The sequence below is a fragment of the [Micrococcus luteus] ATCC 49442 genome, from assembly GCF_010367585.1.
GTDB classification, from domain to species: domain Bacteria; phylum Actinomycetota; class Actinomycetes; order Actinomycetales; family Micrococcaceae; genus Arthrobacter; species Arthrobacter luteus_A.
On record NZ_JAAAXP010000001.1, the window covers coordinates 1,761,065 to 1,780,204 of the forward strand.

General features: G+C 66.1%; 17 protein-coding genes. 5 read left to right on the forward strand and 12 right to left on the reverse strand.

From position 1 onward, the window contains the following. Positions 1 to 63 precede the first annotated feature (63 nt). On the reverse strand, positions 64 to 1,401 hold the full coding sequence (locus tag GUV69_RS07970) for a bifunctional o-acetylhomoserine/o-acetylserine sulfhydrylase (protein WP_164201273.1): 1,338 nt from the start codon (positions 1,399 to 1,401) through the stop codon (positions 64 to 66). A 204-nt stretch (positions 1,402 to 1,605) separates the two neighbouring features. On the opposite strand from GUV69_RS07970, the gene GUV69_RS07975 reads away from it, so the two are divergent. Beyond that, positions 1,606 to 2,244 (forward strand): VOC family protein, encoded by a 639-nt coding sequence (locus GUV69_RS07975; protein WP_164201275.1) that lies wholly within the window; start codon positions 1,606 to 1,608, stop codon positions 2,242 to 2,244. A 157-nt stretch (positions 2,245 to 2,401) separates the two neighbouring features. On the opposite strand, the gene GUV69_RS07980 is transcribed toward GUV69_RS07975, so the two are convergent. Next, the gene (locus GUV69_RS07980) at positions 2,402 to 3,181 is read right to left on the reverse strand and encodes a CPBP family intramembrane glutamic endopeptidase (RefSeq protein ID WP_164201277.1); all 780 of its coding nucleotides are present in this window, start codon (positions 3,179 to 3,181) and stop codon (positions 2,402 to 2,404) included. 143 nt (positions 3,182 to 3,324) lie between these two features. Here GUV69_RS07980 and GUV69_RS07985 point away from each other — a divergent pair, with 143 nt between their 5' ends. Beyond that, complete coding sequence (locus tag GUV69_RS07985; protein ID WP_164201280.1) at positions 3,325 to 4,005, forward strand: histidine phosphatase family protein; 681 nt, start codon at positions 3,325 to 3,327, stop codon at positions 4,003 to 4,005. 6 nt (positions 4,006 to 4,011) lie between these two features. Here the strand turns inward: GUV69_RS07985 and GUV69_RS07990 are convergent, their stop codons facing one another. From GUV69_RS07990 to tdh, 5 genes are all read right to left on the reverse strand, one after another. Further along, entirely contained in the window at positions 4,012 to 4,800 is a 789-nt protein-coding gene (locus tag GUV69_RS07990; protein WP_164201282.1) for a DeoR/GlpR family DNA-binding transcription regulator, read from the reverse strand. 93 nt (positions 4,801 to 4,893) lie between these two features. Next, positions 4,894 to 6,105, reverse strand: coding sequence for an imidazolonepropionase (gene hutI, locus GUV69_RS07995; RefSeq protein WP_164201284.1), 1,212 nt, complete (start codon positions 6,103 to 6,105; stop codon positions 4,894 to 4,896). An 11-nt stretch (positions 6,106 to 6,116) separates the two neighbouring features. Further along, positions 6,117 to 7,265, reverse strand: a complete 1,149-nt coding sequence (locus GUV69_RS08000; protein WP_164201286.1) for an NAD(P)/FAD-dependent oxidoreductase — start codon at positions 7,263 to 7,265, stop codon at positions 6,117 to 6,119. A 40-nt stretch (positions 7,266 to 7,305) separates the two neighbouring features. Further along, positions 7,306 to 8,514, reverse strand: coding sequence for a glycine C-acetyltransferase (locus GUV69_RS08005; protein WP_164201288.1), 1,209 nt, complete (start codon positions 8,512 to 8,514; stop codon positions 7,306 to 7,308). Between the two features lie 8 nt (positions 8,515 to 8,522). After that, positions 8,523 to 9,569, reverse strand: a complete 1,047-nt coding sequence (gene tdh, locus GUV69_RS08010) for an L-threonine 3-dehydrogenase (RefSeq protein ID WP_164201291.1) — start codon at positions 9,567 to 9,569, stop codon at positions 8,523 to 8,525. A gap of 142 nt (positions 9,570 to 9,711) precedes the next feature. Here tdh and GUV69_RS08015 point away from each other — a divergent pair, with 142 nt between their 5' ends. Beyond that, complete coding sequence (locus GUV69_RS08015) at positions 9,712 to 10,623, forward strand: LysR family transcriptional regulator (protein WP_164201293.1); 912 nt, start codon at positions 9,712 to 9,714, stop codon at positions 10,621 to 10,623. A gap of 9 nt (positions 10,624 to 10,632) precedes the next feature. Here the strand turns inward: GUV69_RS08015 and GUV69_RS08020 are convergent, their stop codons facing one another. The 5 genes from GUV69_RS08020 to GUV69_RS08040 all read right to left on the reverse strand — a co-directional run bounded on the left by GUV69_RS08020 (position 10,633) and on the right by GUV69_RS08040 (position 16,478). Then, positions 10,633 to 11,268, reverse strand: coding sequence for a hypothetical protein (locus GUV69_RS08020; protein WP_164201295.1), 636 nt, complete (start codon positions 11,266 to 11,268; stop codon positions 10,633 to 10,635). Between the two features lie 195 nt (positions 11,269 to 11,463). Further along, positions 11,464 to 12,972: an Asp-tRNA(Asn)/Glu-tRNA(Gln) amidotransferase subunit GatB gene (gene gatB, locus GUV69_RS08025; RefSeq protein WP_164201297.1), complete on the reverse strand. Its 1,509-nt coding sequence runs from the start codon at positions 12,970 to 12,972 to the stop codon at positions 11,464 to 11,466. Further along, positions 12,972 to 14,534, reverse strand: a complete 1,563-nt coding sequence (gene gatA, locus GUV69_RS08030) for an Asp-tRNA(Asn)/Glu-tRNA(Gln) amidotransferase subunit GatA (protein ID WP_164201299.1) — start codon at positions 14,532 to 14,534, stop codon at positions 12,972 to 12,974. Before gatA ends, gatB begins: the two co-directional genes overlap by 1 nt. A gap of 2 nt (positions 14,535 to 14,536) precedes the next feature. Then, positions 14,537 to 14,833 (reverse strand): Asp-tRNA(Asn)/Glu-tRNA(Gln) amidotransferase subunit GatC, encoded by a 297-nt coding sequence (gene gatC / locus GUV69_RS08035; RefSeq protein WP_056348187.1) that lies wholly within the window; start codon positions 14,831 to 14,833, stop codon positions 14,537 to 14,539. Positions 14,834 to 14,978: 145 nt separating this feature from the next. Continuing rightward, positions 14,979 to 16,478, reverse strand: coding sequence for a CitMHS family transporter (locus GUV69_RS08040; RefSeq protein WP_164201301.1), 1,500 nt, complete (start codon positions 16,476 to 16,478; stop codon positions 14,979 to 14,981). A 209-nt stretch (positions 16,479 to 16,687) separates the two neighbouring features. Between GUV69_RS08040 and GUV69_RS08045 the strand changes: the two genes are divergently transcribed. Together GUV69_RS08045 and GUV69_RS08050 are read left to right on the forward strand one after the other, a co-directional pair. Further along, positions 16,688 to 18,481, forward strand: coding sequence for a sensor histidine kinase (locus tag GUV69_RS08045; protein WP_208786611.1), 1,794 nt, complete (start codon positions 16,688 to 16,690; stop codon positions 18,479 to 18,481). Beyond that, positions 18,474 to 19,136 carry a response regulator gene (locus GUV69_RS08050; protein WP_164201303.1) on the forward strand — a complete coding sequence of 221 codons (663 nt, stop codon included), beginning with the start codon at positions 18,474 to 18,476 and terminating at the stop codon, positions 19,134 to 19,136. The genes GUV69_RS08045 and GUV69_RS08050 overlap by 8 nt, the downstream gene beginning before the upstream one ends. Positions 19,137 to 19,140 lie beyond the last annotated feature (4 nt).

Here is a 19,140-nt window from a genome sequence, read left to right on the forward strand (position 1 = left end):
ATGAGTGTACGAAACAGCCCCGGCCTATGGCCAAGCGTGTGACTGGTTGTGACTTTCGGGTGATTACTCCCCGGGCCCGCCCCCGGTGGCATCCTTGGCCGCCCGGAAGCCTGCTTCGAGGTCGGCGATGATGTCGTCGATGTGTTCGATGCCCACCGACAGCCGGACCAGCCCGGGCGTCACACCCGCGATGGCCTGCTGCTCGGCCGAGAGCTGGCTGTGCGTGGTGGATGCCGGGTGGATGACCAGGGACCGGACGTCCCCGATGTTGGCCACGTGCGAGTGGAGCTCCAGGGCGTCCACAAAGCGCTTGCCCGCTTCCGCCCCGCCGGCCAGGATGAACCCCACCACCGCGCCGGTACCCTTGGGGCCGTACTTGCGGCCCCGTTCGTACCAGGGGCTGGACGGCAGGCCCGCGTAGGCGACCGATTCGACGTCGTCCCTTGCCTCCAGCCACTGCGCAACGTGGACGGCGTTGGCGACGTGCCGTTCCACGCGCAGGCTGAGCGTCTCCAGCCCTTGGGCAATCAGGAAGGCGTTGAACGGGGACACTGCCGAGCCGAGGTCCCGAAGCAGCTGGACGCGCGCCTTCAGGATGTAGGACAGGTTGGCGCCGAGCGCCCCGCCGGCGCCAAGATCCTTGGCATAGACGAGTCCGTTGTACGTGGGATCGGGGGTGTTGAAGCCCGGGAACCGTGCGGGGTCCTTGCCGAAGTCAAACTTGCCGGAGTCTACGATCACGCCGGCGATTGCGGAGCCGTGCCCGCCCAGGTACTTGGTGGCCGAATGGACCACGATGTCCGCGCCCCATTCGAGGGGGCGGATCAGATAGGGCGTGGAGAGCGTGTTGTCCACGATCAGCGGCACACCGGCGTCGTGGGCGGCCTGCGACACGCCTTCGATGTCCAGCACGTCCTGGCGCGGGTTGGACACCACTTCGGCGAAGAAGAGCTTGGTGTTGGGCTGCACGGCGTCGCGCCAGTGGTCAAGATTGTCCGGGTCCGCCACAAACGTTACAGAGATGCCGAACTTCTTCAGCGTGTGCGCCAGCAGGTTGTACGTGCCGCCGTAGAGGCTCGGACTGGCCACCACATGGTCACCTGCTTCGGCAATGTTCAGGATGGCAAACGTTTCGGCGGCCTGCCCGGAACTCAGCAGCAACGCGGCGAGACCACCCTCCAGGCTGGCGATGCGCTGCTCCACCGCGTCCTGCGTGGGGTTGCCGATGCGGGTATAGATCGGCGCAAGTTCGGCAAGGGCAAACCGGTTGGCGGCGCTTTCTGCGCTGGGGAAGACGAACGACGTCGTCTGGTAGATCGGGAGGGCACGGGCACCTGTGGCACTGTCCGGCTCCTGGCCAGCGTGGATCTGGCGGGTTTCGAAAGACCATCCGTTCGACATTCAATGCTCCTTGACGTGGTGTGGCACTGCTCGGTTGCGTTCAGCATAGGAAGACTTCCCGACAGGGAACATGATTGTGACGAAGGTGGTCAAAAGGCTGTCTCCGGTGTCCCGGTGCCGGATTTTCCTCAACGGCCGCAACACAAAATCCCAGTAAGGCTACCCTTAGCTGAGAGGCTCATCACAAAGTGCCAAGATGATGGCATGCGCATGGATCACGTCTCTTACGCCTGTGAACAAGATGGCCTCGTTGCCACCACCGAACGTATTTCGTCCGCCCTCGGCGTTGAAGCCGTGAAGGGTGGAGTGCACCCCCGTTTCGGAACCCGGAACATGATCATTCCCCTCGCCGGACACAAATACCTGGAAGTTGTGGAGGTCCTGAACCACCCGGCCTCGGACAAGGCTCCCTTCGGGCAGGCAGTCCGGGCACGGTCCGAAGCCGGCGGCGGCTGGATGGGCTGGTGCGTCGAAGTGGACGATCTCGCCCCCTTCGAGGAACGCCTGGGCCGTGCGGCGGTCAACGGCAACCGCAAGTTCCCGGACGGCCGCGAGCTGATCTGGAAGCAGATCGGCATCCTTGGCCTGATCGCGGACCCGCAGGTTCCGTACATGCTCAAGTGGGAGGGCGACCCCGCCCTCCACCCGTCGAATGCTTACGAAAGCAACGTCAAGATGAGCTGCCTGACCATCGCCGGCTCTGCCGAGCGCGTTACTGAGTGGCTCGGGGAACCCGTGGAGAAGCCGCTGGAGGACGTCGCTGTTGAGTGGGTCGCTCCCAAGGGCACCCCCGGCATCCTGTCCGTAACCTTCGAAACCGCCACCGGGGCCGTCACCATCTGACGGTTCCACCCTGACCGAATCCCTACCCTCCCGGGCAGCGCCGCCCGGACAATAACTTCGGCCGCCTTCAGCGGGTGTCAACGACGCCACCCGCTGACGGCGGCCGAATCGCTTTAAGCCCGGAGCCGCTTCTCATCAGCCCAGTGCGGCCCTTGGGTCAGCCCAGGCCCACTGCCCTGCCGAACAGGCTGAAGCCAACAAACGCCACGATGTCCAGCAGTGCGTGCGCGATCACCAGCGGCATCACCCGCTTGGTCCGTGTGTACAGCCAGGCGAACACCACCCCCATCACCACGTTGCCGATGAACGGCCCGAAGCCCTGGTACAGGTGATAGGTGCCCCGGAGCAGGGAGCTCGTGACAATGGCCAGGGGCACGCTCCAGCCGAACTTGCCGAAGCGGTCCAGGAGGTAGCCCACCACAATGACCTCCTCCACCACGGCATGCCGCAGGGCGGAGAGAATCAGGACCGGAATGGTCCACCAGTGGGCATCCAGTGCGCTGGGAATGATGGCGGTGGTGATCCCGAGTGCCCGGCCGGCGGCGTAAAGGCCGAGGGAGGGAATCCCGATCAGTGCTGCGAGGCCCAGGCCCTGCAGCAGGTCCCGGCCCGGCCTGGTGAAGTTGAACCCGAGTTTCTGGAAGGCCGAACCGCCGTGTTTGTCCGCACCAGTTCCGGGCTGCCGCTGGTCCGTGAGGAAATAGATGACCAGCAGCACGGGCACCAGGGCAAAGACAATGTCCAGCAACTGGTAAGTGAGGTCGAAATACTCGCGGGAGCTCCGCGACTGGTTCAGCGTTGAGGTTCCCTCCGCCAGTGGCGCCCGCGACATCTTGTCGAGCAGTTGAACAACGGAGTACACGGCGGACTGCCCAAGGGACAGTCCCAGGACAATCCAGACTTCGATCCGCAGCCGACGGCGGGAGGGAACCAACATGGTTCCATCTTGCCTGTTGCGGCTGGTTCTTTGCTGATTACTGAATGCCCGGCCCGCCGGGCACACCAAGGTGAGAGAGCGTTCGCCAAAAACCCACATCAAGTGAGAGAGCGTCCGGAGTTGGACACTTATGCTTGGGGCTTATGAGCGCGCCAGGGAAAATCATCATGATCCGGCACGGCCAGTCAACGGCCAACGTCGATACCTCCATCTACAACAGGGTCCCGGACTACCGGATACCGCTGACGCCGCTCGGGCTTGAGCAGGCCACCGCTGCTGGCGAGCAGATCCGGCGGGAGCTGGACGGCCGGCAGGTCTGCGTCTATGTGTCCCCGTATCTGCGGGCCTACCAGACGCTGGAGGCCCTCAACCTTGGCAGCCTCACCGAGCGCGTCATCGAAGAGCCGCGCCTCCGTGAGCAGGACTGGGCCAACTTCCAGATCAGCGGGGAGATCGAGGACCAGAAGGAACTTCGCAACGCGTACGGCCATTTCTTCTACCGGTTTCGGGAGGGCGAGTCCGGCTCAGACGTCTACGACCGGATTTCATCGTTTATGGAAACGCTCTACCGGCATTGGTCCAAACCGGACTACGCTCCGAACACGCTGCTGGTGACCCACGGCCTGACCATGCGGCTGTTCTGCATGCGCTGGTTCCACTGGTCGGTGGAGTACTTCGAATCGCTCAACAACCCGAACAACGCCGAGGTCCGGACCCTGGTGCGCACCGAACTGGACAAGTATGAACTGGATATTCCGTTCACCCAATGGGTGGCGCGGCGGGTGGACGAAACCGTCCTGGACGCGCCGCCGGTGATGTACTGACACCGTCTAGTGCGGCGCCACAATCACTTCGGTGCCTTTCGCCTCGAACGCGGCCTTGTCCTCGGCAGAGATGCCGGAGTCGGTAATAAGCCGGGTGAAGGCGTAGCCGTCCATCGTCGCAAAGGCCCGGACACCCACCTTGGAGGAGTCTGCCAGCACGTAGGAGACCCTTGCCCGGCTGGCCAGCAGGGCATTCACCGAGGCTTCGCCCTCGCCGGTGTTGGTGGGTCCCACCTCGGGGTCGATGCCGTTGACACCGATGAAGGCGATGTCCAGGACCACCTTCTGCATGATGATGTCCGTGTATGGCCCCACCAGTTCGTAGGAGCGGGGGTTGAGGATGCCGCCGGTCACCATGACTTTGATGTTGGGCCGGACGGCCAGCTGGGAAGCAATGTTGATGGCGTTGGTGACGACCGTCAGCGTGGGCTGGTTCGCGGGTGCGTTGAGGTCTTCGCGGGTGGCCAGGATCTGCGCGAGTGCGGTACTGGTTGTGCCGCCGCAGAGTCCGATTACAGCGCCCGGCCGGATCAGCGCCGAAGCGGCCTGGGCTATCTGCTCCTTCGCTTCCGCGTGGTCGTCACGGTTGTAGCGCCCCGGCAGGTCATACGCGAGGGCTCCGATGGTGGCACCGCCCCTGGTCCTGGTCAACAGCCGCCGGTTGGCGAGGCTGTCAAGGTCCCGGCGCGCCGTGGCCGGTGAGACGCCAAGCTGCGAGACGATCTCGTCCACCTCCACCTGCCCGGTCTTGGCGAGGATATCCAGGATGGCCGTCAGGCGGTCAGTGCGGGTCATGGGGGCCTTCCAGCATCAAACAATCACCGAAATGTGACGTTTTTGATCATAACAGAGATAAACAATCATCAAACGTCACTTTGATGGTGCCCGCTACCGTGCCCGGACCCCTGCCCGCCACACGGCGTACGTGAGCGGCATGCCCGGACGGTAGGCGAGGTGCGTGGCGGAGGGAGCATTCAGCATCTGCACGTCTGCCCGGTGCCCGACGGCGAGCGAGCCCACCGCCCGTTCGCCGTCGGCGTCGTTCCCTGCCTCCCGGTGCAGCGCGAGCGCCCCGCCGTAGGTGGCGGCACGCACGGCTTCGTGGACACTGAGCCGCATCTGCAGGACGGCGGTGGTCACGCAGAATGCCATGGAGCTTGTGCAGGACGTGCCCGGGTTGGCATTGGAGGCCAGCGCCAGCTGCACCCCGGCATCCAGCAGTTCCCGTCCCGGGGCAAGCGGCTGCCGCGTCGACAGGTCGCATGCGGGCAGGCAGGTGGCGACGGTGCCGCGCGCGCCCGTCCCGGTCGCCGGACTCCAGCCCGACCAGCTGTCCGCGAGCGCCGAGACGTCACCGGCGGACAGGTAGTTCGCATGGTCCACACTCGCCGCGCCCAGCTCCACGGCCAGCCGGACGCCGGGGCCGGCGCCGAGCTGGTTGCCGTGGACCCGGATCCCCAGCCCGGCAGCACGGCAGGTCTCAAGAACCCGGCGGGACTGTTCAGCGGTAAATGCGCCTTCCTCACAAAAGACATCCGCCCAACGGACATAGGGCCGGACAGCGTCCAGCATGGGGCCACAGACGAGATCGGTGTAGGCGTCGGCATCGATGCCGGCGGGCACAAGGTGCGCGCCCAGGTAGGTCACTTCATCGGCCACCGTGGACGCAATCCTGGCGCTGCGTGCCTCGTGCTCGACATCCAGCCCGTACCCTGTTTTGGTCTCGACATACGTGGTTCCCTGCGCAACGGCTTCGGAGACACGGGCCATGGCCAGTTTGGTGAGGTCGTAGTCGGAGGTGCGCCGGGTGGCGTCCACCGTCACGGCGATGCCGCCGGCCGAGTAGGCCTCCCCTGCCATCCGCGCCTCGAACTCCGCGGTGCGGTCCCCTGCAAACACGAGGTGCGTGTGGGAATCCACCCAGCCTGGCAGCACTGCCCGGCCGCCGGCGTCCACGGCGTCGTCGGCCGCCGGAGCATCCGCCGCCGAACCAAGCCAGGCGATCCGCTCACCGTCGATCACCACCGCGGCGTTTTTCAGGACCCGGTGTTCCAGGTCCTGGGTCATCAGCTCGGCGATGTTGGTTATCAGGGTACTCATGCACCCATTCTTCAGCGCCGGATGGACCAGCGTGTGGCAGCCACTGCCTCCGCTGTCCGGGATTCCGGACCCGGGCCGGTATCGGCACGTGGATCCTGGCCCTGCGCTCGTGGTTCCTGTCCCTGCGCCGCGCCCTGGCCTGCCAGGATCTGGGCGGCTGCAAGTTCCGCCATTGCCGGCGAGATCTGGAGGCCATAGCCGCCCTGTCCCGCGAGCCAGTAGAAGCCGGGGGCCTCGGCATCGAAACCTGCCACCGGGAGGCCGTCGGCCGCCTCGGTCCGGAGGCCGGTCCAGGCGCTCCGAACGCCGCGGATCCCGAGCGTGGTCACCTGGTTGAGTTTTTCGATCAGGCGTTCGATGTCGCCGGGACGGGGGCGCGCATCCTCAGGGCCGCTGGGGACCGCTTCCGAGGGCGAGATCAGCACCCCTGCGCGCTCGCGGCGGAAGTAGAACGAGTTGTCTGCCGCCGCCACCATGGGGCTGCCCTCGGGAAGGGAGTGTTCGACGTCGGCAATCGCCGCTGTGCGCCGGTACGGCTGCAGCCCGAGCTTCTCCACCCCGCTGATCACCGCCAGTTCGTCAGCCCACGCCCCGGCGGCGTTGACCAGGACCGCTGCCTGGAACCCTTCCTGCCCGGCCCCGATCTCCCAGCCCGAGCCCAGCCTCTGGGCCGAATGCACCCGGGCACCGGTGATGATGTCCGCCCCGGCAGCTTCAGCACGCGCCCGGTGGTCTGCTATCAACAGCCGTGCATCGCAACCGAAGGAGCCTTCGTCCAGGCCGGCGGCAGCGAAGGATTCCGGCACCAGGACCGGGCACAGCTCCAGAGCCCGGGCGTGCGTGATTGGCTGCAGGGTGCCGCCGGCCTCCGCCCGGACGGCGTCCTCCGAACCGATCAGCATAAAGCTGCGCGGCGACAGGACAGGTTCAGGAAGTTCCGCGTCCCGCGCCGCCAGCAGTTCCAAGGACCGGAGGGTCAGCTGCTGGACCACCTCCGGGCCGTGGACGTGAAGCTGGCGGGCTGAGCGGGAGGACGAGTGATACGCCAGGTCCTGCTCTGCTTCCACCAGGGCCACGCTGCACGTGCCGGCGAGCGCGGATGCCAGGGACAGGCCGGCTATGCCGCCGCCGACAATCAGAGCGTCATATTGTGCTGCCATGGCTCCATCTAACCATCACCGGTTCACGCGCGGCCGATTTTTAGCCCGCTACAGCGGCACGGCTGGCGACAAAGGCACCCACGCAGGCTTCGACGTCGTCCGCTGAATGTGATGCCGAGAGCTGCACGCGGATCCGGGCGGCGCCGCGCGGAACCACCGGGAAGCTGAAAGCGGTGACAAAAACGCCGTGCTGGAGCATCTGGTCCGCCACTTTGGCGGCCAGCACGGCGTCCCCGAACATCACGGGCACAATCGCGTGTTCCCCGTCCAGGAGGTCGAAACCCTCTTCGGTCATCCGGCGGCGGAACAGGCCCGCGTTTTCGAACAGTTTGGTCCGCAGCTCGCCGGAGTTCTCCACCAGGTCCAGTGCCTTGACGGTGGCGGCCACGATGGCGGGTGCCAGGGAGTTCGAGAACAGGTACGGGCGGGCCTTCTGGCGGAGCATGGCCACCACTTCGCTGCGGCCGGACACGTAGCCGCCGGAAGCGCCGCCCAGCGCCTTGCCAAACGTCCCGGTGTAGATGTCCACTCGGCGCGAAACGCCGGCGTGTTCCGGGGTTCCGGCGCCGGTGGAACCCATAAAGCCGACGGCGTGGGAGTCATCCACCATGACCAGGGCGTCGTACTTGTCGGCGAGGTCGCAGATGGCCTCGAGCGGGGCGAGGTAGCCGTCCATGGAGAAGACGCCGTCGGTGACGATGATCTTGCGCCGGGCAGGCTGGTCCTGCGTGGTGGCCTCGATGAGCCTGGCCTCCAGGTCCGCCATGTCCCGGTTTGCGTAGCGGAACCGTTGGGCCTTGCAGAGCCGGATGCCGTCGATGATGCTGGCGTGGTTGAGGGCGTCGGAAATGACCGCGTCCTCGGGTCCGAAGAGCGACTCGAACACGCCGCCGTTGGCGTCAAAGCAGCTGGAGAACAGGATGGTGTCCTCGGTGCCCAGGAACTTCGATACCCGGGCCTCGAGCTCCAGGTGCAGGTCCTGGGTGCCGCAGATGAAACGCACGCTGGCCATGCCGAAGCCGCGGGTGTCCATGGCTTCTTTGGCTGCGGCGATGATGTCCGGGTGGTCGGCAAGGCCCAGGTAGTTGTTGGCACAGAAATTCAGAACGGCTGTGCCCGGCTTGCCGATTTGGCCCGCGGTGACGTGGCTGGACTGGGGTGAATCGATGTGGCGTTCTGTCTTGAAGAGCCCGGCGGTGCGGATCTCGTCCAGCTCTGCCTGCAGCTGGTCCTTGATGGCGGTGTACATGGTGCTCCTTAGAGTTCGGTCCAGTCGAGGACAACTTTTCCGCCGACGCCGGCGCGGGCAATGTCGAAGCCTTTTTCCCACTCGCGGGCCGGCAGCCTGTCCGTCACGACGGCCGAGATGCCCGCGTGGAGCACCGGGTTCGAGGAGAGCATGGCGCTCATCGCGTACCAGGTCTCGTACATTTCCCGGCCGTAGATGCCCTTGAGGGTCAGCATGTGCGTGACCACTTTGCCCCAGTCAATGGTGATGTCCTGGCTGGGCAGGCCGAGCATGGCAATGCGTCCGCCGTGGTTCATGTTGTCGATCATCTCAGGCAGCGCGGTGGGGTGGCCGGACATTTCCATCCCGATATCGAAGCCTTCCCGCATGCCAAGCTCACGCTGGGCGTCGCGTACCCGGGTTGTGGAGACGTCGATGGCGAGGTCCACACCCAGCTGCCGGGCCAGGTCCAGCCGCGGCCGGGAGACGTCGGTGATGGCGATCTTGCGGGCTCCGGCGTGGCGGGCGACGGCGATGGCCATGAGTCCGATGGGGCCGGCTCCGGTGATGAGGACGTCCTCGCCCACCAGGGGGAAGCTGAGGGCCGTGTGCACGGCGTTCCCGAACGGATCAAAGATGGCGCCCAGTTCCGGGGTGACTGACGGGTCGTGGTGGACCCAGACGTTGGTCTCCGGGATGACCACGTATTCGGCGAAGGCCCCGTTCCGCTGGACGCCCACGCTGACAGTGTGGATGCACATCTGCCGCCGGCCGGCCCGGCAGTTGCGGCAGATCCCGCAGACCACGTGGCCTTCCCCGGACACCCGGTCCCCTACCTTGACGTCCCGGACGTCCGCGCCCGTCTCCACTACTTCGCCGTAGAACTCGTGGCCGGCAATCAGCGGCGCTTCGATCATCCCCTGTGCCCAGGAGTCCCAGGACTGGATGTGCAGGTCCGTGCCGCAGATGCCGGTGGTCATGACCCGGATCTTGACGTCATCGGGGCCGGCTTCGGGCTCGGGGCGGTCAACCAGCTCGAACCCTGCGTGGGCGCCGGACTTGTAGAGGGCCTTCATTGGCTTCCTGACTGTTGGCGGGGGCCCTGCGTTCTGCGGTCCAGGGCGGAGATCTACCTTCATTAGAGCCATTCCAAAGCATTAGCACAAGCAGTATTTTCTCAATCGACGATGAAGGTTTGCTAATGCGTAGACTGGATGGATGGAAATTCATCAGCTCGAAATCCTCCGCGAGCTCGGCGCCCTCGGCAGCGTGAAGGCAGTGGCTGAGACCCTGATGGTGACGCCCTCTGCGGTGTCCCAGCAGCTCGCCTTGCTGCAGCGCAACGTGGAGGTGCCGCTGACCCGGAAGGAGGGGCGGAACCTGGTGCTCACCGAGGCAGGCCAGGTGCTCGCCGATGCCGGCGCCGCCGTCGTCAGCGCCATGGCAGATGCCAGGACGGCGATCGGCGCCTATCACGGCTCACCGGTTGCGCCCGTGACGGTCAGCGGCTTCCACAGCGCAGGCCAGGCATTGTTTGCGCCGCTCGCACGGCGGCTGGACGCGCCGGGACAGCCGAGAATCCAGCTCTCGGACGAGGACGTGGCGCAGCAGGACTTCCCGGCGCTGACCGCACGTTATGACCTGGTCCTCGCGCACCGGATGGACCACAGCCCGCGGTGGCCGGAGGAACGGGTGGCGGTGATCCCGCTGGCCCACGAACCGCTGGACGTGGCCCTCCCGGCGGACCATCGCCTGGCCGGCCAGGGCACGGTGACCGCGGCCGACGTCGTCGGGGAACCCTGGGTGACCAGCCACACCGGGTACTCCCCCGCCGATGTGCTGTCCGCCGTCGCGGCCGTCTCCAGCAAAGAACTGAACATCGTCCACCGGATCAACGACTACTCCACCGTGGCGGCGCTGGTTGCGGCGGGCGGCGTGGTGGGGCTGCTGCCGCGGCATACCGCGCGGCCGGTGCTCAATCCGGGCATTGTCCTGCGGCCGCTTGAGGGGATCAGCACCCGGCGGCGGATTGACATCCTTGCCCGCCCGGAGAACCTAAAGCGCCGCGCGGTAATGATTGTGTGCGAGGCGCTGCAGGCGATCATGACCGGGCTGGTGGAAGACAGCTGACCCGGCTGCTTACTTTTCGAGCCCTCGCCCGTGGCCTTTGGCTGATTCCTTGCCGTGCCCCTGGCCCAGGCCAAGCCCCTTGCCCAGCCCCATGCCTTTGCCAGGGCCGGTCCCGGAGCCTTCCACGATCCCTTCAGCCGTGACCGAGTCGCCGCTCCTTACCCCGGAGACCCGGACCGATACACCGGTGGCGATTTCCCCGATGGCAACTTCTTCGGGCCTGAGCCGTTTGCCGTCGGCGTCCTTTGCGGGCGAGCCGTCAGCCGCGGCTGCCGGGAACTTGATAATCCTGGTCTCGGCGTTGACCGCGTAGGCCTGGGTGAAACCGTCCTCGCTCTTCACGGTCACCGAGGTTTCGCTGACGGATTCCACCGTGCCCTGCTGGGTCAGCTGCGTTTCGAAGGTGCCGTCCGCCTTCTTCACCACGCTTTCACTGTGCAAGTGCTGGGGGCGCTGTGACTTCGCCGGCTTCTCCTTGCCCGGCGCTTTGTCCGACTTCCCCGGGGCAGGCTGCGACGGCGACGGCGACGGAGTAGGCGTGTCAGAGGCGGACCAGGCTATGGCTGAGCCAGCGCCGGTCAGCGCCAGCGCCACGGCTCCGGCCAACAATGCCTTGCGCAGCCTCGACGGCTCCCGAACTGACATGACCAGACCTCCCCGAGCACAGGCAGGGCACGGGCGCCCCGGATCTTCAGTGTAAGACGGGGATCCACCTCTGCACACGAGTAGTTTGCGCGCACGGAAAAGTGAGTACTTAACGCCAAACTGGGTAGCGCTAACTGTCGTTAAGAGGGTTCAAAACGACAGTTAGCGCTACCCAGTTGGGTTAAAACGGGTGGCTTAGCCTTCCACCCCGAGCTTCTTGAGGATCAGCTCGCGCACGCGGGCGGCGTCGGCCTGGCCGCGGGTGGCCTTCATGACTCCGCCGACGATCGCACCGATGGCCTGCAGCTTGCCGCCGCGGATCTTGTCCGCGACGTCGGGCTGCGCGGCCAGGGCGGCATCGATGGCTTCCAGCAGGGGGCCGTCGTCGGACACCACGGCCAGGCCGCGCTTCGCCACAATCTCGGCCGGAGTACCTTCGCCGGCGAGCACGCCGTCCAGGACTTCAGTGGCCATTTTGTTGTTGATTTTGCCGTCTTCCACCAGCTTGTTCAGCTCGACGATGGTGGATGGCTTCACGCCCAGCTGGCCGGGATCGACGTCGGCGTTTTTGGCGCGGCCGACGATCTCGCCCATCCACCACTTGCGGGCCACGGTCGCCGAGGCGCCGGCGGCGATGGTTTCCTCGATCTCGTCCATAACACCGGCGTTCACGACGTCGCGGAATTCCAGGTCCGAGTAGCCCCAGTCCGCCTGCAGGCGCTTGCGGCGGGCTGCCGGCGGCTCGGGCAGGGTGGCGCGGAGCTCCTCAACCCACTCACGGGACGCAACGATCGGAACCAGGTCCGGCTCCGGGAAGTACCGGTAGTCGTCGGCGTCGGATTTTGCCCGGCCCGACGTCGTCGTGCGGGTGTCCTCGTGCCAGTGGCGCGTTTCCTGGATGACCGGCTCACCGGAGTCCAGCACGGCAGCGTGCCGCTGGATCTCGTAGCGGACGGCGTGTTCGACGGCGCGCAGCGAGTTGACGTTCTTGGTTTCCGAGCGGATGCCGAAGCGTTCGCGGCCGTGCGGACGGAGCGAGACGTTCGCGTCGCAGCGCACGTTGCCGCGTTCCATCTTCGCGTCGGACACGCCGAGGTTCTTCACGATCTCCCGGACGGCGGCGACGTACGCCTTCGCCAGTTCCGGGGCGCGGCTGCCGGCGCCCTGGATCGGCTTGGTGACGATTTCCACCAGCGGCACGCCGGCGCGGTTGTAGTCCACCAGCGAGAAGTCCGCGCCCTGGATGCGGCCGGTTGCCCCGCCCATGTGGGTCAGCTTGCCCGCGTCCTCTTCCATGTGGGCGCGCTCGATTTCCACACGGAAAATGGTGCCGTCCGAGAGCTCGATGTCCAGGTAGCCGTCATACGCGATGGGGTCTTCGTACTGTGACGTCTGGAAGTTCTTCGGGGTGTCCGGGTAGAAGTACTGCTTCCGGGCGAACGTGCAGGACTCGGCGATCTTGCAGTTCAGGGCAAGGCCGATTTTGATGGAGGACTCGATGGCTGTCTTGTTCACCACCGGCAGGACGCCGGGCATGCCCAGGTCCACTTCGTTCACGTTGGTGTTCGGCTCGTCGCCGAAGACGTTGGGTGCGGAGGAGAACATCTTGGTCTTGGTGTTGAGTTCCACGTGGACTTCGAAGCCCAGGACGGGATCGTAGTTCTCCATGGCCTCTTCGAAGCTCAGGATTGTGTCGGTGCTCATTATTTTGCCTCCTGGGTTTCGATAACCGGTGAGCCAGCCAGTTCCGGGGCCTGGGCCAGCAGCGGGCCGCCCCATTTGGCCTCCAGCAGTGATTCCAAAACAGCACCCACCCGGTAGAGGCGGGCGTCCTCGCGGGCCGGTGCCAGGAGCTGGATGCCGACGGGCAGGCCGTCCTCGTCCGCCAGGCCGCCCGGAAGGGTCAGGCCCGGGACACCGGCGAGGTTGGCGGGGATGGTGGCGATGTCGTTCAGGTACATGGCCAGCGGGTCGTTGAGCTTCTCCCCCAGCTTGAAGGCCGTGGTGGGGGCGGTGGGCGAGATCAGGACGTCGGCCACCGTAAACGCGGCGTCGAAGTCGCGCTGCACCAGCGTACGGACCTTCTGGGCCGAGCCGTAGTAGGCGTCGTAGTAGCCCGCGCTCAGGGCGTAGGTGCCCAGGATGATGCGGCGCTTGACTTCGTCGCCGAAACCGGCGGCACGCGTGGCTCCCATCACGCGTTCGATGGTCATGGGCCCGTCCTCGGGAAGGACGCGCAGGCCGTAGCGGACGCCGTCGAACTTAGCCAGGTTGGAGGAGGCCTCCGACGGCATGATCAGGTAGTAGGCGCCGAGGGCGTACTGGAAGTTGGGGCAGGACACCTCAACGATTTCCGCGCCTGCCTCACGGAGCAGGTCCAGCGAGTCGTTGAAACGGTTCTCGACGCCGGCCTGGAAACCCTCGCCGTGCAGTTCCTTGATGATGCCGATCCGCAGCCCCTCGACGTTGCCCACACGGGCAGCCGCCACCAGGTCCTCCAAGGGATCCGGCAGGGAGGTGGAATCGAACGGATCGTGCCCGCCGATGACCTGGTGCAGGAGCGCCGAGTCCAGTACGGTGCGGGAGACCGGACCGATCTGGTCCAGGGAAGAGGCCATGGCGATGGCGCCGTAGCGCGAGACGCTGCCGTAGGTGGGCTTGACGCCAACGGTACCTGTGACGGCGCCGGGCTGGCGGATGGACCCCCCGGTGTCCGTGCCGAGGGCCAGCGGAGCTTCGAAAGCGGCGACGGCGGCGGCCGAACCGCCGCCGGAACCGCCGGGGATCCGGTCCAGGTCCCAGGGGTTGCGGGTGGGGCCGTACGCGGAGTGTTCCGTGGAGGACCCCATGGCGAACTCGTCCAGGTTGGTTTTGCCCAGGATGGGCATCTTGGCGGCACGGAGGCGCTTGACCACCGTGGCGTCGTACGGGCTGTGCCAGCCCTCGAGGATCTTGGAGCCGGCCGTGGTGGGCTGGCCGATGGTGACGATGAGGTCCTTGACCGCGATCGGCACGCCGGCGAGTTCGTGCAGCTCCCCGGCTGCGGCGCCGCCTGCGGCGCGGATGGCGTCCACTTCGGCGGCGACCGCGAGGGCCTCTTCCGAGTTGATGTGCAGGAAGGCGTTCACGCCGCGTTCGCCGCCGTCGACCGCTGCGATCCGGTCAAGGAAAGCCTGCGTGACCTCGACAGAGGTGACCTCCCCGGCACGGAGCTTCGCGGCCAGCTCGGCAGCCGAGAGGCGGATGAGTTCGTTGTTGTCTGTCATGGTTATGCCTCATCCAGGATTGCCGGGACCTTGAAACGGTTTTCATCGGAATCCGGAGCTCCCGAGAGTGCCTGCTCCGCGGTGAAAGTGTGGCCCACAACGTCCTCGCGGAACACGTTGGTCAGCGGGATCGGGTGGGAGGTTGCCGGGACGTCATCACCGGCGGCTTCACTCACGGACTTTACTGAATCCACGATGACGGCGAGTTCGCCGGCCATCCTGTCCAGCTCTTCAGCACTCATCTCGATGTGAGCGAGCTGCGCGAGGTGCGCAACATCGTCACGGTTGATCGCAGCCATGGATCTCCCCTGCAAGTTCGGATTGTTTTCCGAACCAGTCTAGTGGGGAAACGTCAGTGCCCGTCTGACGACCCCCAGCGGGCGTCAGACGGGCACCTCGGTGCCGCGGGCCCGGTCACGGGGACCGGGCACAGGCAGCATAAGACTAACCGATACCGATGGCTCCGGTCAGCATTCCCACTGCCAACATGACGAGGGAAACCACGGCGGCGCGCCACAGGACCTTTTTGTGGTGGTCGCCGAGGTCGACCTTGGCCAGCGACACCAGGAGCAGGATGGCCGGAACCAGGGGGCTCTGCATGTGGAACGGCTGTCCTGTGATGGAGGCACGGGCCATTTCGGCACTGCTGATGCCGTAGTGCGCTGCCGTCTCGCTCAGGACCGGAAGCACACCGAAGTAGAACGCATCGTTGCTCATAAAGAACGTCATGGGGATGCTGAGCACACCGGTGATGACGGCCATAAGCGGGCCCATGCTGGACGGGATGATCTGCACCAGCCACGCGGACATGGCCTCAACCATGCCGGTGCCGGTCAGGACGCCGGTAAGGACTGCGGCGGCCATGACCATGCTGACCACTGCGACGATGGACGGCGCGTGGGCAACAATCTGGGCAGCCTGGTCCTTGACGTGCGGGAAATTCACCAGCAGGGCGATCGCGGAGCCCACCATAAAGACGTACGGCAGGGGCACGAGGTCAGCGATGAGCATGCCCATGACAGCCACAGTCAGGCCCAGGTTGAACCACTGCAGCTTCGGGCGGAGGGTTTTGCGGTTGGGGTCCAGGGCAGTGCCGGCCATCGCGGCGCTGTCATCCACGTGCTCGTCGGGGCGTTCCAGCAGCGCGACGCCAGCCACAGGAGCTGCGCCTCCGACGGCGGGGCCTCCCGTTGCCGGAACAGGTGCGGAACCGCTGCGGCCTGAACCACCGCGGGAGGTGCCGCTGCCGCCTGCGGTGGTGCCGCCGTCGAACGCGTCAGAGGTGAAGGGTTCTGCGGAGGACGGCACGCCCCAGATTTCCGGTTTGGTGGCGCGGAGGCGGTTACGCTCCTGCAGGCCGAGGACCCAGGCGAAGACCAGGACAATGGCGAGGCCGGCGATGAGTGAGGGGATCATGGGGACGAAGACGTCGTTGACGTCGATCTTCAGGGCGCTGGCGGCGCGGGCCGTGGGGCCGCCCCAGGGCACGATGTTCATGGTGCCGTTGGCCAGGCCGGCCACACAGGTGAGGACAACGGGGCTCATCTTCAGCCGAAGGTAGATCGGCAGCATGGCGGCGGTGGTGAGGATGAAGGTGGTGGAACCGTCACCATCGAGGGAGACGGCGGCCGCCAGAAGGGCAGTGCCCAGGACTACCTTGGCGGGGTCATTGCCGAGCTTGCGCAGGATGAACCGGACCAGCGGATCGAACAGCCCGACGTCGATCATCAGGCCGAAGTAGATAATGGCGAACATCAGCAGGGCGGCGGTTGAGGTCATGGACTTCATCGAGTCCATCACCATGTCGCCAATGCCCAGCCCGGCGCCCGCGAAAAGTCCAAAAACTGTGGGGACGATGATCAGCGCCAGCACTGGCGTCAACTTCTTCGTCATGATCAGCACCATGAATACCGCGATCATTGCGAATCCAAGTAATACCAGCACGGCCGGCTCCTTCTTTGTGAACAGCGGCACAGCGGTGTGACGCGTGCTACAGACTGTAGAGTGGCCGCCGTCACGGCCGTGCCTTTGGCTCAATTGATTGGCATACTGCTTATTCGGAGCATTTTGCGCATTGTGCTCACACCGTCGGGTTTGTGAGCCGTGCCGTTCTGAACCACCTGATGAAACCGGACCACCAAGGGAGGAGGACCATGCACCGTCCCGCTCGCACGCTGCCGCTGCGGTTCTCCACCCAGACGCTCTTGCTGCAGCTTGGAGTGGTCCTTCTGGTGGTGCTGCTGAGCACTGCTGTCCACGCCTGGCTGACATACGACAGGGTGGGCCGTGAGGCCGAAAACCAGGCACTGACCCTCGCCCGTGCTGTCGCTGCCGACGCCTCCATCCAGGCCGACGTCCTGGCCATCAGTGAACGGGAAGGCACTCCCCCGCCGTCCGAGCTCCGCACCGGACCCCTCATGGCTGCCGCCGAAGCAACGCGGCTCCGGACGGGGGCTCTTTTTGTGGTGATCACCGACGAAACCGGCCTTCGCCTGGCCCACCCCGATCCTGCGCGGCTTGGGGAAAAAGTCAGCACCGACCCGTCTGAGGCGCTCGCGGGGCAGGAAATCACCACACGGAACACCGGCACGCTTGGTCCGTCGGCCGGCGCCAAGGTGCCGGTTTACGGGCCCGGTACTGACACCGTGGTGGGTGAAGTCAGTGTGGGCTATTCAATGGAAACCGTCGGCCAGAGCCTGGAGCGTGACATCGGGCCGGTCGCCCTGACCGCTGCCGGGGCCCTGCTCGCGGGCGTCCTGGCCTCATTCCTGCTGCGGCGGCGGCTGCAGCGCCTCACGTTGGGCCTGGAGCCGGAGGAAATCAGCACCCTGGTGCACGACCAGGTGGCCGTCCTCCAGGGTGTGGACGACGGCGTCATCGGCGTCAGTGCCGACGGCAGGATCAGCGTGTTCAACGCAGCCGCGCGCCGGCTTTTGGACCTGCCGGACCTCGCCGGGACCTCCTGGGCCTCTGCTCCGGTCCCCGGCCAGCTGAAGGCCCTCACCAGGGCGGACGCCGCGGAGGCCGACGCGATTGAGCTCGTGGCGGGCGGGCGCGTTGTGGTGGCCAGCGCCCGCAAGGCACTGCACCGCCGGGAGGACCTGGGCTGGGTGGTGATGCTCCGGGACCGCACCGAGCTGCAGCAGCTGACCAGGCAGCTCGACGCTGTGGGCACCATGTCCACGGCTCTTCGGGCCCAGCGCCACGAGTTTGCCAACCAGCTGCACACGATCGCCGGCCTGATGAGCATCGGGCAGCACCAGCAGGCCCGCGACTACCTGGCCGGCCTGGCTGCCACGGGCCCGTTGAAATTTCCGGTGGACCAGGCAGAGCTCCTCCAGGATCCCTACCTTCAGGCGTTTGTGGGGGCCAAAGGGGTGGAGGCCGATGAACGCGGTGTCACGCTGCGGATCGGGCCGGAAACATTGATCCGAGGGCAGGTCACGGAGCCGCAGGATGTGACCACCGTGCTGGGCAACCTGATCGACAACGCCGTGAATGCCGCCGTTGCCGGCTCCTCCGCGGACCGGTGGGTGGAGCTGGAGGTGCTGGACGAACCGCACGACGACGGCGGGACACTTCATATCGTCGTCGCAGACTCAGGCGACGGGCTGGCTCCCGGGACGGATGCGGAGGCTGTCTTCGCCGAGGGGTATACGACGGCGGCGCAGCCGGACGGGTTGGATCGAGCTGGTCTGGGCAGTGCTGGTTTGAACGGTGCTGGTTTGGACGGTGCTGCCCTGGACAGGGGTACCCGGCGGAGTGGCGGCCAAGGCCTGGGCCTGGCGCTGGCCCGCCAACTGGCCAGGCGCCGTGGCGGGGAGATCAAAGTTCTGGAAACGGGCACGCAAGGTGGACCCGGTGCCGTGTTTATGGCTTCCCTGCCTCGCACCACGGCCGCAACTGGTGCCCGAGACACCACCGCTGAAAAGGAGAACATTGCCTGAGGATTTCAGGGTGCTGATCGTGGATGACGACTTCCACGTGGCCAAGCTGCACGCCGCCTATGTGGATTCGGTAGCGGGATTCCTGGCGCTGGCGCCGGTGGGTACGGCGTCGCTGGCCCTGCAGACGATCCACAGCCTGCGCCCCGACCTGGTGCTGTTGGACGTCTACCTTCCGGACGCGTCGGGGCTGGACCTGCTGCAGCAGCTGGACGTGGACACCATCATCCTCAGTGCAGCGTCCGACGCAGAGTCGCTGCGCAAAGCCTTCCGTCGCGGGGCCTTGGGGTACCTGCTGAAGCCGTTCACGTCCGAGTCACTTTCGCAGCAGCTGCGTTCCTATGCCCGCTACCGGAGGCTGCTGGCCCAGCCCGGTGTCTTGGACCAAGGCGCAGTGGAGCGGGCCAAGCGGGCGCTGATTCCCGGGGACGTGACGTCGTCGGCCAAGCCCAGGTCCGCCACAGAGGCTGCGGTGTTGGAATCCCTGGTCGCGGGCGAGCAGTACTCGGCGGCCGAGGTGGCCACAAGGGTGGGGGTCTCCCGGGCCACGGCACAGCGGTACCTGTCCTCGCTGGCTGACGACGGCGCCGTCGACATCCAACTCCGGTACGGAACCACCGGGCGCCCCGAACACCGTTACGGTCTGCCCACCCAGTAGTCAG